Source organism: Microbacterium sp. P5_E9 (genome assembly GCF_054049175.1).
On record NZ_JBFUMV010000001.1, the window covers coordinates 633,678 to 647,948 of the forward strand.

The 14,271-nt window shown below is 68.6% G+C and carries 17 protein-coding genes and 1 tRNA gene; 9 read left to right on the forward strand and 9 right to left on the reverse strand.

The window, feature by feature from the left end; all coding sequences use genetic code 11:
• Window positions 1-25: 25 nt before the first annotated feature.
• On the forward strand, window positions 26-814 hold the full coding sequence (locus ACXJ3V_RS03150; protein WP_457098793.1) for an IclR family transcriptional regulator: 789 nt from the start codon (window positions 26-28) through the stop codon (window positions 812-814).
• A 9-nt stretch (window positions 815-823) separates the two neighbouring features.
• Here the strand turns inward: ACXJ3V_RS03150 and ACXJ3V_RS03155 are convergent, their stop codons facing one another.
• Window positions 824-1,582 carry a 3-hydroxybutyrate dehydrogenase gene (locus tag ACXJ3V_RS03155; RefSeq protein ID WP_457098794.1) on the reverse strand — a complete coding sequence of 253 codons (759 nt, stop codon included), beginning with the start codon at window positions 1,580-1,582 and terminating at the stop codon, window positions 824-826.
• A 148-nt stretch (window positions 1,583-1,730) separates the two neighbouring features.
• Here ACXJ3V_RS03155 and ACXJ3V_RS03160 point away from each other — a divergent pair, with 148 nt between their 5' ends.
• The gene (locus ACXJ3V_RS03160) at window positions 1,731-2,231 is read left to right on the forward strand and encodes a hypothetical protein (RefSeq protein ID WP_457098795.1); all 501 of its coding nucleotides are present in this window, start codon (window positions 1,731-1,733) and stop codon (window positions 2,229-2,231) included.
• 310 nt (window positions 2,232-2,541) lie between these two features.
• On the opposite strand, the gene ACXJ3V_RS03165 is transcribed toward ACXJ3V_RS03160, so the two are convergent.
• Window positions 2,542-2,617 (reverse strand) — tRNA-Lys (locus ACXJ3V_RS03165).
• A gap of 94 nt (window positions 2,618-2,711) precedes the next feature.
• On the opposite strand from ACXJ3V_RS03165, the gene ACXJ3V_RS03170 reads away from it, so the two are divergent.
• Entirely contained in the window at window positions 2,712-3,548 is an 837-nt protein-coding gene (locus ACXJ3V_RS03170) for an inositol monophosphatase family protein (protein ID WP_457098796.1), read from the forward strand.
• 6 nt (window positions 3,549-3,554) lie between these two features.
• The gene (locus ACXJ3V_RS03175; protein ID WP_457098797.1) at window positions 3,555-4,145 is read left to right on the forward strand and encodes a hypothetical protein; all 591 of its coding nucleotides are present in this window, start codon (window positions 3,555-3,557) and stop codon (window positions 4,143-4,145) included.
• 12 nt (window positions 4,146-4,157) lie between these two features.
• Here ACXJ3V_RS03175 and ACXJ3V_RS03180 read toward each other — a convergent pair whose 3' ends face one another.
• The 5 genes from ACXJ3V_RS03180 to ACXJ3V_RS03200 form a co-directional block, all read right to left on the reverse strand.
• On the reverse strand, window positions 4,158-6,380 hold the full coding sequence (locus ACXJ3V_RS03180) for an LLM class flavin-dependent oxidoreductase (protein WP_457098798.1): 2,223 nt from the start codon (window positions 6,378-6,380) through the stop codon (window positions 4,158-4,160).
• 48 nt (window positions 6,381-6,428) lie between these two features.
• Window positions 6,429-7,253, reverse strand: a complete 825-nt coding sequence (locus tag ACXJ3V_RS03185; protein WP_457098799.1) for a CPBP family intramembrane glutamic endopeptidase — start codon at window positions 7,251-7,253, stop codon at window positions 6,429-6,431.
• A 69-nt stretch (window positions 7,254-7,322) separates the two neighbouring features.
• Entirely contained in the window at window positions 7,323-7,733 is a 411-nt protein-coding gene (locus ACXJ3V_RS03190; protein WP_457098800.1) for a nitroreductase/quinone reductase family protein, read from the reverse strand.
• A 45-nt stretch (window positions 7,734-7,778) separates the two neighbouring features.
• A complete protein-coding gene (locus ACXJ3V_RS03195) occupies window positions 7,779-8,084 on the reverse strand; it encodes an NIPSNAP family protein (RefSeq protein ID WP_457098801.1) in 306 nt (101 codons plus the stop codon).
• Complete coding sequence (locus tag ACXJ3V_RS03200; protein ID WP_457098802.1) at window positions 8,081-8,773, reverse strand: DNA alkylation repair protein; 693 nt, start codon at window positions 8,771-8,773, stop codon at window positions 8,081-8,083. The genes ACXJ3V_RS03195 and ACXJ3V_RS03200 overlap by 4 nt, the downstream gene beginning before the upstream one ends.
• Before the next feature lie 137 nt (window positions 8,774-8,910).
• On the opposite strand from ACXJ3V_RS03200, the gene ACXJ3V_RS03205 reads away from it, so the two are divergent.
• The 3 genes from ACXJ3V_RS03205 to ACXJ3V_RS03215 all read left to right on the forward strand — a co-directional run bounded on the left by ACXJ3V_RS03205 (window position 8,911) and on the right by ACXJ3V_RS03215 (window position 11,244).
• Window positions 8,911-9,849, forward strand: coding sequence for an SDR family oxidoreductase (locus ACXJ3V_RS03205; protein WP_457098857.1), 939 nt, complete (start codon window positions 8,911-8,913; stop codon window positions 9,847-9,849).
• 129 nt (window positions 9,850-9,978) lie between these two features.
• Complete coding sequence (locus ACXJ3V_RS03210) at window positions 9,979-10,824, forward strand: helix-turn-helix transcriptional regulator (protein ID WP_457098803.1); 846 nt, start codon at window positions 9,979-9,981, stop codon at window positions 10,822-10,824.
• A gap of 24 nt (window positions 10,825-10,848) precedes the next feature.
• Complete coding sequence (locus tag ACXJ3V_RS03215) at window positions 10,849-11,244, forward strand: hypothetical protein (protein WP_457098804.1); 396 nt, start codon at window positions 10,849-10,851, stop codon at window positions 11,242-11,244.
• Here ACXJ3V_RS03215 and ACXJ3V_RS03220 read toward each other — a convergent pair.
• Complete coding sequence (locus ACXJ3V_RS03220) at window positions 11,241-11,459, reverse strand: putative acetyltransferase (RefSeq protein WP_457098805.1); 219 nt, start codon at window positions 11,457-11,459, stop codon at window positions 11,241-11,243. The genes ACXJ3V_RS03215 and ACXJ3V_RS03220 overlap by 4 nt on opposite strands.
• Before the next feature lie 8 nt (window positions 11,460-11,467).
• Window positions 11,468-12,949, reverse strand: coding sequence for an SDR family NAD(P)-dependent oxidoreductase (locus ACXJ3V_RS03225; RefSeq protein WP_457098806.1), 1,482 nt, complete (start codon window positions 12,947-12,949; stop codon window positions 11,468-11,470).
• 49 nt (window positions 12,950-12,998) lie between these two features.
• Here ACXJ3V_RS03225 and ACXJ3V_RS03230 point away from each other — a divergent pair, with 49 nt between their 5' ends.
• On the forward strand, window positions 12,999-13,415 hold the full coding sequence (locus tag ACXJ3V_RS03230; RefSeq protein ID WP_457098807.1) for an NUDIX hydrolase: 417 nt from the start codon (window positions 12,999-13,001) through the stop codon (window positions 13,413-13,415).
• Window positions 13,416-13,430: 15 nt separating this feature from the next.
• Complete coding sequence (locus ACXJ3V_RS03235; RefSeq protein ID WP_457098808.1) at window positions 13,431-14,195, forward strand: EI24 domain-containing protein; 765 nt, start codon at window positions 13,431-13,433, stop codon at window positions 14,193-14,195.
• Window positions 14,196-14,271 lie beyond the last annotated feature (76 nt).

The window sequence follows — 14,271 nt, forward strand, 5'->3', positions numbered from 1 at the left end:
GCGGACTCGTCGTACTGTCCATATCGTGGACACCTCGCAGCGTACGATCCCCGGCACGCAGTCCGTCGCCCGGGCAGCGAGCCTGCTCCGCCTGGTCACGGCGGCCGGCGATGACGGCCTCGCGGTGGCCGAACTCGCCCGCCGTGCCGATCTCACCAGGCCCACCGCGCATCGCCTCCTCAGCGCCCTCCGTCACGAGGGGCTCGTCGATCAGGACGAGCGGACGGGACGATGGATGCCGGGGCCCGAGCTGTACCTGATGGGCACGGTCGCGGCATCCCGCTACGACATCACCTCGATCGCCCGCGACATCGTCCGCTCGCTCGCCGTGCGCACCGAGGAGAGCGCGTTCCTGTCGGTGCGGCGCGGAGACGAGACCGTCTGTCTGCTGCGGGAAGAGGGCAGCTTCCCGATCCGGTCGTTCGTCCTGTCCGAAGGGGTGCGCTTTCCGCTCGGTGTGGCGTCGGCGGGGCTCGCCATCCTCGCGTTCCTGCCACCCCACGATGTGGACACCTATTTCGAGCGTCACCCGGAGCTCCCGCAGCGCTGGGGCGCAGCCCACGGCGAGCCGCGGCTGCGCGCACGCCTCAAGGAGACGCAGGCGCGCGGTTACGCCGTGAACCCGGGACTGATCGTCGAGGGCAGCTACGGCATCGGGGCGGCGGCGTTCACACGTGAAGGCCACCCGCAGTGGGCGCTCAGCCTGACCGGGGTGCAGTTCCGGTTCGGGCCGGATCGCCTGCCCGAGCTCGGGCGCACGCTCCTCGCCCACGCACACCAGCTCACCACCCGGATCGCCGCCTCCGGGCGCTGATCGGCAGGCTCACCGCGCGGTCCAGCCGCCGTCCATCGCATAGGACGCGCCGGTGACCATCCCGGCGGCATCTGAAACCAGCCAGCCCGCGAGCGAGGCGACCTCTTCAGGCACGACGAGCCGCTTGATCGCGGTCTCCGTCAGCATGATCTTCTCGACGACCTCGCTTTCGGGAATGCCGTGCACCCTTGCCTGATCCGCGATCTGCTGCTCGACAAGCGGGGTGCGCACATACGACGGGCTGATGCAGTTGCTCGTGACCCCGTGCGGTGCACCTTCGAGGGCCGTCACCTTCGAAAGCCCTTCGAGACCGTGCTTCGCGGTCACATACGCGGACTTGAACGCGCTCGCGCGCAGGCCGTGCACGCTCGATATGTTGACGATGCGTCCCCAGCCTTTCGCGTACATCGCAGGCAGCACCGCGCGGATCAGCAGGAACGGCGACTCGACCATGAGTCGCTGGATGAGCCGGAACGCGTCGGGGTCGAAATCGACGATCGGGCTCACCCGCTGGATGCCCGCGTTGTTCACGAGGATGTCGACGTCGAGCGACAGGTCGTCCAGTGCCGCGGTGTCGGCCAGGTCGATCACCCACGATTCACCGGAGACAGCGGATGCCGCCTCCGCCGCGGCATCCGCGTTCAGGTCGGCGATCACGACGTGAGCGCCCCGCCGCGCGAACTCGTGGGCGCACGCGAGCCCGATGCCACTCGCGGCACCCGTGACGAGGGCTCGCTTGCCCGTGAGGTCGTGGACGTGTTCGGCCATGGTCGGCTCCCCCATTCGTGCCTGCTCCCACGATGGCACCTCCGGCTTGTCGACCGCCAGGACGACCTGCGCAGTACGCTCAGCGCCATGAGCAATGCCGCCACGCCGCCGCTTAAAGACTTTTCACATGGTCTGCCAGGATTGCGTCATGCACCGCGCAGCCAAGTCCGCCCCCCTACTCGCCGCGCTGGCCCTAGCCGTGACCGCGCTTGCCGGGTGCACCGCCACGGCACCAGCAGCGGCTGACCCACCCCCGACGGCGACCTCGACACCGCCCGTCAGCGCCGCACCGGAACCTGCATCAGCAGAGGCGCCAGCAGCGGCGGACGAGGTGACATGTGCAGCCTTCGGTGACGTCGTGGTCATCTTGGGCAACGTGGATGTCGCGTTCCATGAGGACCGCATGGGCCAGCAGGAGAGGAGCGGGTGGTATGCCCTCGCGTCGCGCGTTCTCGGCAACATCCCATCCGCTGACGAAGGACCCGTGGCCGAAGCGCTTGCGGCCCTCAAAGAGGAGGTGCCCGCAGTTCAGGACGTTGGTCCGACCAATTTCGGCACACCTGGCGGACCCGTGTTCGGTGCCGACCTGTACAAAGCATGCGAAGCCGCAGGGTTCGAGGTCATCCTTCTCGGCTTCACCGGAGGCTGATCCAGCGGCTAGCTGTCAGCCCTGGAGCTACCCCAGCACGTCCACATAGACCCGGGACGGCTGGCAGAACCACCACGCGGCGCGCGGCTGTGTGGGACTGCCATTCAGATCCAGCGGTCAGTCGCACTGTTGGCTTCTCCTCCGCCACGGGCCCGCGTAGTAGATGATCGCGAGAACGAAAGAGGCGGTCAGCATCGCAACCACCATGGAACCGTTGCGATCGCGATTGTCGGTTGAAATTGTGGTTGCTCGCCCTTTGGACGCAGAAAAGCCCGGCAGAGATTCATCATCTGACCGGGCATTTTCTTATTGGTGCACCCCCTGGGACTTGAACCCAGAACCCACTGATTAAGAGTCAGTTGCTCTGCCGATTGAGCTAGAGGTGCTCGGTTTCACCGTGAGGCGAACCGAGGGATTACGTTACCAGAACGACCCGCCCGCTCGGAAATCGAGCCGCCGGACGCCCGGTATCCTTGACCTGTGTCCCCCTCCCCTTCATCATCGTTCGGCGCGCCGTTCGATGGTGATCTGCGCCCCGAACTTGCGCTGGCGCTGAGGTTGGCGGATGCCGCGGACGAGGCATCCATGCAGCGTTTCGACGCCGTCGACCTCGATGTGCAGCTGAAGGCGGATGCCAGCCACGTCACGGAGGCCGACCTCGCCACCGAGCGCGCGATCCGCGCGATCCTCGAAGCCGAACGGCCTGATGACGGGATCTTCGGCGAGGAGTACGGCGTCACCGGCGACACGGCCCGCCAGTGGATCATCGACCCGATCGACGGCACGGCGAACTACCTCAAGGGCATCCCGATGTGGACGACGCTCATCGCCCTCGCGATCGACGGCGTGCCGCGCGTGGGCGTCGCCAGCCAGCCGGCCATCGGCCGACGCTGGTGGGGCGCGACGGGCCTCGGCGCATGGACGAACACTCCGGATGCCGCGCCCCAGCGCATCGCGGTCTCACAAGTCTCGACCCTCGCTGATGCGAGCGTCAGCTTCCAGAGCATCGCGCAGTGGGATGAGGCCGGCCACACCGACGCACTGCTGCGCCTGAGCCGGTCGGTCTGGCGCGATCGCGGCTACGGCGACGCCTGGCCGTACATGCTCCTCGCCGAGGGACGACTCGAATTCGTCGCGGAGTTCGGCGTCAAAGAGTACGACATCGCGGCGATGGTTCCGATCATCACCGAGGCCGGTGGCCGCTTCACGTCGTTCGACGGTGTGGACTCGATCGGCGACCGCTCTTCACTGGCCACCAACGGGCGTCTGCACGACGCCTTCCTGAACCTCCTGCATCCCCCCGCCCCCACGGAGTAGACCCGCATGATCCGCCCCCTTCACCGTTTCACCGCGGTCCTCGCCCTCGCAGCCTCGCTGGCCGCCGTCAGCGGCTGCGCCGCGGCCGCGCCGGAGGCGGCACCGACCGCGACCACTGCGCCCAGCGCCGTTGCGCCCTCTGCGACGCCCGAGCCCGGGGCCACGCCGGACACCGCAGCGGCAGCGTCCGAGGATCCCACCTGCGAGACGATCATCTCTCCGGCGATCGTCTCCGACTTCGAGGCGCTGGGCTGGACCAACTTCGAGGATGCGTTCACGGTCGGCACCGTGACCGTCGCCGTCCCCGAGGGCGTGCAGTGCACGTGGGGCGACTTGTCCGCCTCCGCTGAGCAGGTCCAGCAGTTCGGCTGGGCGCCGATCACCGCGGCCCAGGCGGCAACCGCCGAGCAGGATCTCCTCGCCGAGGGCTGGCGAACGGAGGACTCCCGCGAGGGCGTCTACGTCACCGAGAGCGCCGATACCGCCGTCACCACGGATGATGAGGGGTACGGCCGCACCTACCTCTTCGGTGACGGCTGGGTGAAGTACGCCGACACGAAGCAGAGCCTGCTGCTCGTGCAGTTCCCCCAGAACTGACTCGACCGAACCTCAGTCCGTCGCCACGGAGAAGTTGTCCGCGAACATTCCGGCAGGGTCGACCTCCGCCTTGATCGCGCGCAGCCGCTCGAGCGTCTGAGGCGGGAACGCCTCCCCGATCCGCTCGGCCCGCAGCGAGCTGTCGAAGCTCAGGTACGACCCCTGTGCGTTCGCCGCTACTCCGCGCCAGGAGCCGTCCAATCGCGCGGCATTCACCCCGATCGCGACGATCGAGAAGTTCGCCGCACGATGGGCGTACGCGGTCGCCTCGACCGCGACATCGGCGACCGCCCCGCCGATCGACCGCACCTGGAAGAAGTAGGAGTCGCCGGCGTCCAGCATCCGCTCCGCCGCCGCGGCGATCTCGGGCGTGAGGTGCGCAACCAGCGCAGAGCGCGAGTGCGGCTCACCGGTGCCGCTGTGCGGACCGAGGTCGGCGTTCGCGAGCACGCGAGGATAGGTCGTGATCTGCACCGACTGCTGCGCGAGGGGGGCGAGTTCGGCGAACGGCTGGAGCCGATCGACGATCGTGTCAGGATCGTCGGAGTCCACCATCGCCGAGATCTGCGCGACCCGGGGGCCGTTGCCTCGGCGTCCGCCCATCGTGAGGAACGCGGTGAGGTCGCGCGGTGCGGCCTCGACGATGCCGCCGAACCCCTCCAGGAACGCGGCAGTGTCGTCGACCTGGAAGACGAGCTGCGCCCAGCCGAGATCGCCGACCTCCGCGGCTTCGAACTCGAACGCGGTCACGATCCCGATGTTCGACCCCGCGCCGCGCACGGTCCAGAACAGGTCGGGGCGGGTCTCGGCATCCGTCCGCACGATCGTGCCGTCGGCCAGTACCAGCTCCGCCGCGCGCAGGTGGTCGATGGTGAGGCCGTGCTCCCGAGCGAGGAAGCCGATGCCGCCGGCGGTGGCGAGTCCGCCGACGCCGACGCCACCCGAGTCACCCGAGGAGATCGCCCAGCCGTGCTCCCCGAGCGCCGCCGCGACTTCCGCCCAGCGCGCGCCGGGTCCGATCCGCACCAGCCGGCGCTCCTCGTCGAGCACCTCGATCGCATTGAGGTTCTGCAGGTCGATGACGATTCCACCGTCGTTCGTGCTGCGGCCGCTGATCCCGTGGCCGCCGCTGCGCACTGAGAGCGCGGCATCCGGATGCCGGCGAGCGAACGCGATCGCGTCGGCCACGTGCGCGGCGGAGTCGGGCTGCAGCACGATGCCAGGTGCTCCTCCGCGCATGTAGGTCGCACGCACGTTCTCGTACGCGAAGTCGCCCGGTTCGATGGCGCGCAGGCCTGCGGGCACGTCGTCGTAGGCGATGCCGGAGCGGCGCGCGGCGATGGCCACGCTGGAGCGGCCGGATGCCGCGACCGTGCCGCGACGCGCGCGCTCGGCCCGCACCAGCTCACGGACGGCGGGCGCCACCTCCTGGCCGAACGCCTGCAGGGCGCGGGGATCGTCCGCCGCGAGGATGAACGTGCCGATGCCATCCTCGATCGCCATCACCGCGAGGCGGTCCGCCCAGGAGCCGCCCTCGATCGCGCCGACGTTCAGCAGTCGGCGGATTTCCCGGGGATCACGACCGACCGAGGTCGCAGCCTCGTCGATCGATGTGTTGCCCCGATCGAGATCGCCGGGCTTCAGATAGCCGAGCGAGGGCAGCCATCCGTCGCCCTTGCGGCCGGTCAGTGACAGCATGCGCGGCTTGTACGCGCCGATCCAGATCGGGATGTCGTGCGCTGGGCGCGGGCCGCGCTTCGCGCCGTGCACCCGGTGGTATTTCCCGTCGGTGAATGCGCCGCGGCGCTCGCTCGTGTCCCAGAGCTCCCGGATCACGTCGATCGCGTCCTCGAGCGCGGTCACCGCCTGTCCTGCGGTCAGCCGCCCACCTCCCATGGCTTCGATCGCGTCCCAGAAGCCGCCGGAGCCGAGCGCCAGGTCGAAGCGGCCACCCGAGAGCAGGTCAAGGCTCGCCGCCGAGCGGGCGACGACGGCGGGCGGGCGGAGGGGCACATTGAGCACGTTGGGAGCGATGCGGATGCTGTCGGTCCGCGCCGCGACGAAGGTCATGAGCGTCCACGTGTCGAGGAACGCCGGCTGGTACGGGTGGTCTTGGAAGGTGACCAGGTCGAGACCGGATGCCTCGGCGATCTGTGCGAGCCGGACCGGGGTCTCCGGGTTCGCGGCGGTCGGGGTGATGAAGGCGCCGAATTCGAGCGCGTGTCCGTAATCCACCGTGTCACCAACGGTCGGGTGACGGGTGGCATTCCGGCGCGGAGCTCATCAGACGGGAACGGCGTCTCCCATGTAGACGGCCTTCGGGCTGACTCGACCGCGGATGAAGCCGACCAGTGCGAGCCCTGTGATGATCACGGCGAAGTTGCCGAGAGCCGCGATCTTGCTGATGGGACCGCCCGGGTAGGCGGTCAGCAGGAAGATGCTCGGGTCGGTCGTGGCGTGCAGCAGGATCGGCCAGATGATGTTCCCCGTCACCCGCAGCGCGAGATACATGCAGATGCCGAACGCGAAGGTGTAGGCCACCTGGATGGCGGTGGCGAAGATCGGCTGGCCGCCGAAGGCGTTCCCGATGTGCAGGCCGGCGAAGATCGCAGCCGAGGTCACCGCGACGACGATCTCGGAATGGCCGGCCCGGCGCATGAGGTTCACGACGAAACCGCGGGTGAGCAGCTCCTCGGCGAATCCGATGCAGAGCCCGGCGAACAGCCACGCCAAGACCGTCGGTGCCCCTGCGGCGGCGTAGTCGAGCGTGGCGAAGCGGAACAGGTTGGTGAGCAGCACCACAGCGACCGCTATCCACATCCAGCCGCGTCCGCCGATCGGCTGCGGGCCGAAGAGCTCGCGCAGCCACCCGATGGACCATGCGAAGAGCACGAGCAGGACTCCGCCCAGGAGGATCGGCAGTGCGGTGCCGAGGATGATGCCGAGCGGGCTGTCGGAGGGGCCGGCCAGGTCTCCGACCGCGTAGAAGACTCCGACCGCCACCAACTGGTAGAGGCCGTAGTAGACCACGGCGAGCATGAGGGCCTTCCAGAAGCCGCCGCGATCCCAGAACCGCTTCCAGGGGGACGAGTCGTGGTTCTCAGGCAAGGGTCAACCTCCGGTCGTTGGGCGGATGCTCGATATGGCCGCTCTCAGGCTATCGGCCCTGCGGAAGGGTCAGTCGAAGGTAACGCGGATGAGCGGGCTGCCACTGACCCAGAGGTCGGGATGTGCCACGCGCTGATGCGATCCGCGTCTGGCGTAGAGGTCGTCGATCCCCGTGGTGATCGCTGCGAACAGTCTCGCCCGCTCGCCCGGATCGGTCACCGGCGCTGCGAACGCCTGCAGGTCGGCCTGGACCCCGTCCTTGAGGTGGAAGGTGAAGTGCGGATGGGCGAGAAGGTTGGCGTACCAGGCGCGCGGGCCCGGAAGGCCGGTCAGGTAGACGACACCGTCGACGTTGTGAAACCAGATCTCGATGCGCCGCGGCTCGCCAGAGCGTGCGCCGATCGTGGTGATGTCCACCGTGTGATCGTTCATCGTCGATTCGGGGCCCAGCGCCAGGGCGTTTGCGATCGCGGCATCCATCGTGGGTCAGTCTAGGTGCGGCGTCGGGCACCCGGCCGACTCGCGTCAGCTGAAGACGGGCGTCTGGAACCGGCGCTCGTAGCGGCGGATGCACTGCGTGTCGCGCGCGAATTGGAACGCCTGGACGCATTCGGGGTCGGTGCGCGATGCGATCCGGTAGGCCTCGTACTCGGCCATCGACGGGAAGGTGAACAGTGCGAAGGCCTCGTCGCTGTCGCCCTCGCTCGGCATGAAGTATCCGTGGTGCGTGCCGCCGAGCTTGTTCACGAGGCGGATCCACTCTCGCCCGTACTGCGTGAACTCGTGCAGCTTGTCGGGGTCGATCTCGTAGCGCAGATGGACGGTGATCACGGGGTTCTCGATTCCTTGTTGCGCCGGACGATCTCGCCGATCCAGATCGGGGCGAACGGTGAGGTGCAGTTCGGTGGCGTCGGGTAGTCCTTGAGCACCTCGAGGCGCTCACCGATGTCGAGTGCGCGCGCTCGCAACTCCGGATGGTGGATCCCGATCATCGCGAGGGTGGTGTTCATCTCCCACTGCAGGCGATCGGGGGCGGACTTCATCTGGGCTTCGATCGTGTCGAGCAGCGCGGGCAGGTCGAGGAGCTCCGGGCGCTTCGCGACATCGTCGGCGGTGAGGTTCCAGCCGGCACTCGCGACGACCGGATCTGAGTCCTCGAGCCACGCGACCCGAAGCTCCTCCTGATGGGGGCCCTTCTTGACGATGTAATTCACGAGCCAGTCGTGCACCTTCACAGCCCGCGCTTCGCGCAGCATCGCATCGAGCTCCGCCGCGCTGTACAGCTTCGGCCGGCTGATCAGGATCGCCACGAGCCGTGCCGCCGTGTCGTCGGTCGCCCAGAGCTGCGCTGCCAGGTCCTGATCGATCTTCAGCGCCTTCGCGACGCCGCGGAGCTTGCTGAGGTTGACGCCGTGGTCGTCGCCATGGCGCGCGTTGACTTCGCGCGCGCGCGGGTCTTCGAGCGCAGCGAGTTCGGCGAGAACGTCGCCGACCCGCGTGTCGACCTGTGTGTCGGTCATCTCGACCTCCGTTCGTTCGGAAATCAGCCTAGGCGCAGCCATGGATCGGCGATCCATGGGTAAGCGCGCCCTGAACGCGGATGAGTCGACCGCACAGTATGGAGGCAGCCCTCACCGAACTCATGGAGCTGCACATCATGCCGAAAGCCGTCGACATCACCATCCCCGACCTCACCGGAAGCCTCGCCGTCGTGACCGGCGCGAGCGACGGAGTCGGATTCGAGATCGCCGCCCGCCTCGCCCGCTCGGGCGCTGAGATCGTCATGCCGGTCCGCAGCCTCGGCAAGGGTGCGGCTGCCGCAGCGCGCATCCGGGAGCGGACACCGGGTACCGGCATCCGTGTCCACACGCTCGATCTTGCGTCGCTCGAATCGGTCGCATCGTTCTCCGATGTGCTCCTTGCGGAGGGTCGACCGATCGACATCCTGATCAACAACGCCGGTGTCATGAGCCCGCCGACCCGGCAGCTGACCGACGACGGCTTCGAACTGCAGTTCGCAACCAATCACCTCGGCCACTTCGCGCTCGTCGCGCAGCTGCTGCCCCTGCTCCGAGCCGGGCGAGCGCACGTGACCAGCCAGGTCAGCATCTCGGCGAATCAGGGCGCGATCAAGTGGGATGACCTCACCTGGCAGCGCGACTACGACGCCATGAAGGCGTACAGCTCATCCAAGATCGCGTTCGGCCTGTTCGCGATGGAACTCCAGCGGCGATCGGATGCCGCGGCCTGGGGCATCCGCAGCAACCTCTCGCATCCCGGAATCACGCCGACGAATCTGCTCGCCGCACAGCCCGGTATGGGACGCCCCGAAGACACCGCTGCGGTGAAGCTCATCCGGGCGATGTCGCGCCGCGGCATCCTGGTCGGCACTCCGGCGTCCGCCGCGCTGTCGGCTGTCTATGCGGCGACGAGTCCGGATGCTGTGGGCGGGCGTCTCTACGGCCCCAAGGGTTTCCAGCACCTGAGTGGGCTGCCCGCCGAGCAGCCGCTCTACTCGCGACTGGAGAGCCCGGATGCCGCGCGCCGGGTGTGGGAGCTGTCGGAGCGCCTGGTCGGCGTGACCGTCGGTCCCTGAGACGGGGCCCGGTCCCTGAGCCCGGGCCCGGTCCCTGAGCCCGGGCCCGGTCCCTGAGCTTGTCGAAGGGCCGCACCCAGGGATCGTCGATCCCTTGTTCCCCTCACCCGCATCTCGGAGACTCGAACCATGGACAGAGCACAGCTGGCGGACTTCCTGCGTCGTCGACGCGAGGCGCTGCAGCCCGAGGATGTGGGCCTGCGGCGCGGCTCACGCCGACGCACCAGCGGACTCCGTCGCGAGGAGGTCGCCGGGCTCTCTGACATGTCCGTCGACTATTACAGCCGCCTCGAGCAGAGTCGCGGCCCCCAGCCGTCGGAGCAGATGCTCGCTGCGATGGCCCGCGGCCTCCGGCTCACCCTGGACGAACGCGACCACCTGTTCCGGCTCGCCGGTCACACGGCGCCGGCGCGGGCTCTGCGCAGCGACCACATCTCCCCCGGCATCATGCGGATCCTCGACCGGCTCGCCGACACGCCCGCGCAGGTCATGACGGAGCTCGGCGAGACCCTCGCGCAGACACCGGCCGCACGAGCCCTCTTCGGCGACGAGACGCAGTACGAAGGGTTCATGCGCAGCGTCGGCTACCGCTGGTTCATGGAGCCGTCGGCTCGAGATGTCTACCCCGTCGAAGATCACCCGCTGCACTCACGGGAATTCACCGCGAACATCCGCACCGTCTATGCCAAGCACGGCGATCGTTCGCGTGCCGGCGCGATCGTCCAGGCGCTGCTTGCCCAGAGCCCCGAGTTTGCGGCGATCTGGGAGACCCACGAGGTTCGCGGTACGCAACCACGCGAAAAGCGCCTGCAGCACCCCGAGGTGGGGATGATGGAACTGCAGTGTCAGTTCCTGGTCGACCCCGAGCAGGGTCAGACTCTTCTGGTGCTGACGGCGACGCCGGGGACCGCGAGCTACGACCTGCTGCAGCTGCTGTCGGTCATCGGCACCCAGGAGCTCGCGTCCGGAGGCTGAGCTCCGCGCCACTACGGTGGGACGATGCCTTTCGCGCTCGCGCTCACCGTCGTCCTGGTCGCGCTCGCGATCTTCCAGTTGGCGCTCGTCTTCGGTGCCCCGCTCGGCCGCTTCGCCTGGGGTGGTGCGCACCGCGTCCTGCCTGCCCGCCTGCGCGTCGGCAGCGCGGTGTCGGTCCTCATCTACGCGCTGATCGACGTCATCGCGTGGGACCGCGTCGGGGCGGTCGACGTGTTCCCCGAGCCGTTCTCCGAGGTCGCGATGTGGGTGATCTTCGGCTACTTCGTGCTCGGCATCGTCATGAACGCGATTTCGCGCAGCAAGCCGGAGCGGAACCTGATGGTGCCCGTGTCGATCGTGCTCGCTGTTCTCTCGTTCCTCATCGCCATGGGGTTCGGCGCGCTGGCGACGGCGATCTAGCGACGCGGCTCGGGCGCCGGCGGCACTTCCTTCGCCGCGATGATGTCGGCCACCGCGATGTGTTCGATGCCGCGCTTGCCGTCGACGACGACGGTCTCGGCATCCGCACTCACAAGCTCGCCGAGCGCATCCGTCGCCTGCCCGGTGGGCAGCAGGTAGCGCACGACCACTCGATGACCCGGTGCGGGGATCTCGTTACGCTCGTTCCTCGCCACTCGATCACCTACCATGAGCCGGGTGCGTAGTCCTTGAGGAAGACCCCGAAGACGTCCTCCCCGGCCTCTCCGCGCACGATCGGGTCGTAGACCCGTGCCGCGCCGTCGACGAGGTCGAGCGGGGCGTGGAAGCCCTCCTCGGCGAGGCGCACCTTGGTCGGGTGCGGGCGCTCGTCGGTGATCCAGCCGGTGTCGACGCTCGTCATGAGGATCTGGTCGGTCTCGAACATCTCGCGGGCGCTCGTGCGCGTGAGCATGTTCACGGCCGCCTTGGCCATGTTCGTGTGCGGATGCCCCGGACCCTTGTAGCCGCGACCGAAGACGCCTTCCATCGCACTGACATTCACGATGTAGGTGCGCCGCGCGCTGCTCGCCGCCAGCGACGGACGCAGCTTCGAGACCAGCAGGAACGGCGCGGTGGTGTTCGCCAGCTGCACCTCGAGCATCTCCAGGGGGTCGACCTCGTCGACGTGCTGGGTCCAGGAATTCGTGTGATGGATGTCGGGGATCAGCCCGCCGGCATCGATCGCCGTTCCGGCGGCAAGTCGTTCGAGCGAGCTCGACCCGGCGGTCATCGCCTGCTCGGTGAGCTCGTCGGCCCGAGCCGCCGCGGCGGCGAGGATCGGGTGTGCGGTCACCGAGCGCTCCAGCGCCTGCGGGTGCTGGTCGTTCGTGTGGCCGAATGTGACCAGCTCGGGCAGCCGCCCTGTCGGCAGCGGAGCCAGCTCGGCGTCGACGAGCGGCTGGTAGGCACCCGGCGACCGGCGGACCGTCTGGGTCGCGTTGTTGATCAGGATGTCGAGGCTCCCCGCCGCAGCGACGTCCTCGGCGAGCGCGATCACCTGAGCCGGGTCGCGCAGGTCGATGCCGACGATCTTGAGCCGGTCGATCCAGTCCGGCGCATCGGGCAGGCTGCTGAAGCGGCGGACCGCGTCGCGCGGGAACCGGGTCGTGATCGTCGTGTGCGCACCGTCGCGCAGGAGGCGCAGCGCGATGTACATGCCGATCTTCGCCCGGCCGCCGGTGAGCAGCGCGCGCTTGCCGGTGAGGTCGGCGCGCGCATCCCGCTTCGCGTGGCTCATCGCCGCGCAGGTCGGGCACAGCTGGTGGTAGAACGCATCGACGACCGTGTAGGGCTGCTTGCAGATGTAGCAGGCGCGCGGCTTGAGCAGCGTGCCCGCCGTCGGTGCCGTGGTGGCGGTCGAGATCGGGATGCCGCGGGTCTCGTCGTCGATGCGATCGGCAGCGCCGGTGGCGGTCGCAGCGACCACGTCACGGTCCGCCTGGGCGATCGCATCGCGGATCTCGCGGCGGCGCACCTTCTTCACAGCCTTGAACATCGCGGCCGTCGCCTGGCGGACGGCGATGAAGTCGGGATGGGTCTCGTCGAGTCCGGCCATGCCGCGCAGCACCTTGAGGGTGGCCGCCAGGTCCGCCGGGTCGATGCCGCTCGGCGGCAGATCAGAGGTCGCAGGGTTCTCGGGAGGCACACGCGATTCTACGTCGGGGCGGATGGGCGATCCCTGTTACCGTGCCAGGGTGACCTCCAACCCCATCGCGCTTCGCAGGATCCACGTCTCTGCAGCGGTGATCATGGATGTCGAGGGCCGACTGCTCCTCGTGCGCAAGGCCGGCACTACCGCGTTCATGCAGCCCGGCGGCAAGCCCGAACCCGGCGAGACAGGTGCGCAGACCCTGAGCCGCGAGCTCGAAGAGGAACTCGGCATCCGTGTCGATCCGCAGGATCTGGAACCGCTCGGGGAGTACACGGCAGCCGCGGCGAACGAACCGGATCACCTCGTGGTGGCTGATGTGTTCGTTGCGACGATCGGTTCGCAGGTGCCTGCCGTCGGCGCCGAGATCGCCGAGCTGCGCTGGATCACCCGCGCCGACGCCGACACTCTGGAAGTCGCCCCGCTCGCGCGGAAGTACTTCCTCCCCCCGCTCGGTCGCTGAGCGAAGCTTCGATCGATGCGCGAATTCGCCCGAGGAGTCGCCCTCTTGGGACGCGGGTTCGCCTATTGGCCTCGGCGTCCCGGGCTCATGGCGCTCGGCCTCCTTCCCGCGGCGATCGTCGGTGCACTGTTCCTCTCGGGGTTGATCGCCTTGGGCGCATCCCTGCCCGGGCTCACTGTCGCGCTCACGCCCTTCGCTGAGGGATGGCCCGGAATCTGGGCCACCGTCATCCGGGCGGCGGTCGGCACCGCCGTGCTCGGGGCCGCCCTCGTGCTGGTCGCGATCTCGTTCACGGCGCTCACGCTCCTCATCGGAGAGCCCTTCTACGACCGCATCTGGAAGGCAGTGGAGACGGATGCCGGGGACTCCGCCATCGACGGCGATTACTCGTTCTGGCGATCGCTGTGGGACGGGCTTGCGCTCTTCGCCCGCGGCGTCGGGATCGCGCTGCTCTCCGCGCTCATGAGCCTGATTCCGGTCGTGGGCGGTGCACTCGGGACCGTCTTCGCGGTGCTGTTCACCGGCTGGCTCCTCGCCGATGAGTTGACCAGCCGTGCGCTCACGGCACGCGGCATGGCTCCTGCCGAACGGCGGAAGCTTCTTCGGCAGCACCGTGCGCGAGTCGTCGGCTTCGGCGTCGCGACGCAGCTCTGCTTCATCGTGCCCCTCGGCGCGGTGGCGACCATGCCGTCTGCCGTGGCGGGATCGACGCTCCTCGCCCGCTCGCTCCTCGAGTCGGCGCCTCACCCTCCGGTCGTGGAGCGCCGCCGCTCCCGCTGACGGTTGTGCGTTCCTCTGTGCGATCACTCGGATGGCATCCTTCGCCGGGACCAGGCATGCTCTGGGTAGGAGGTCT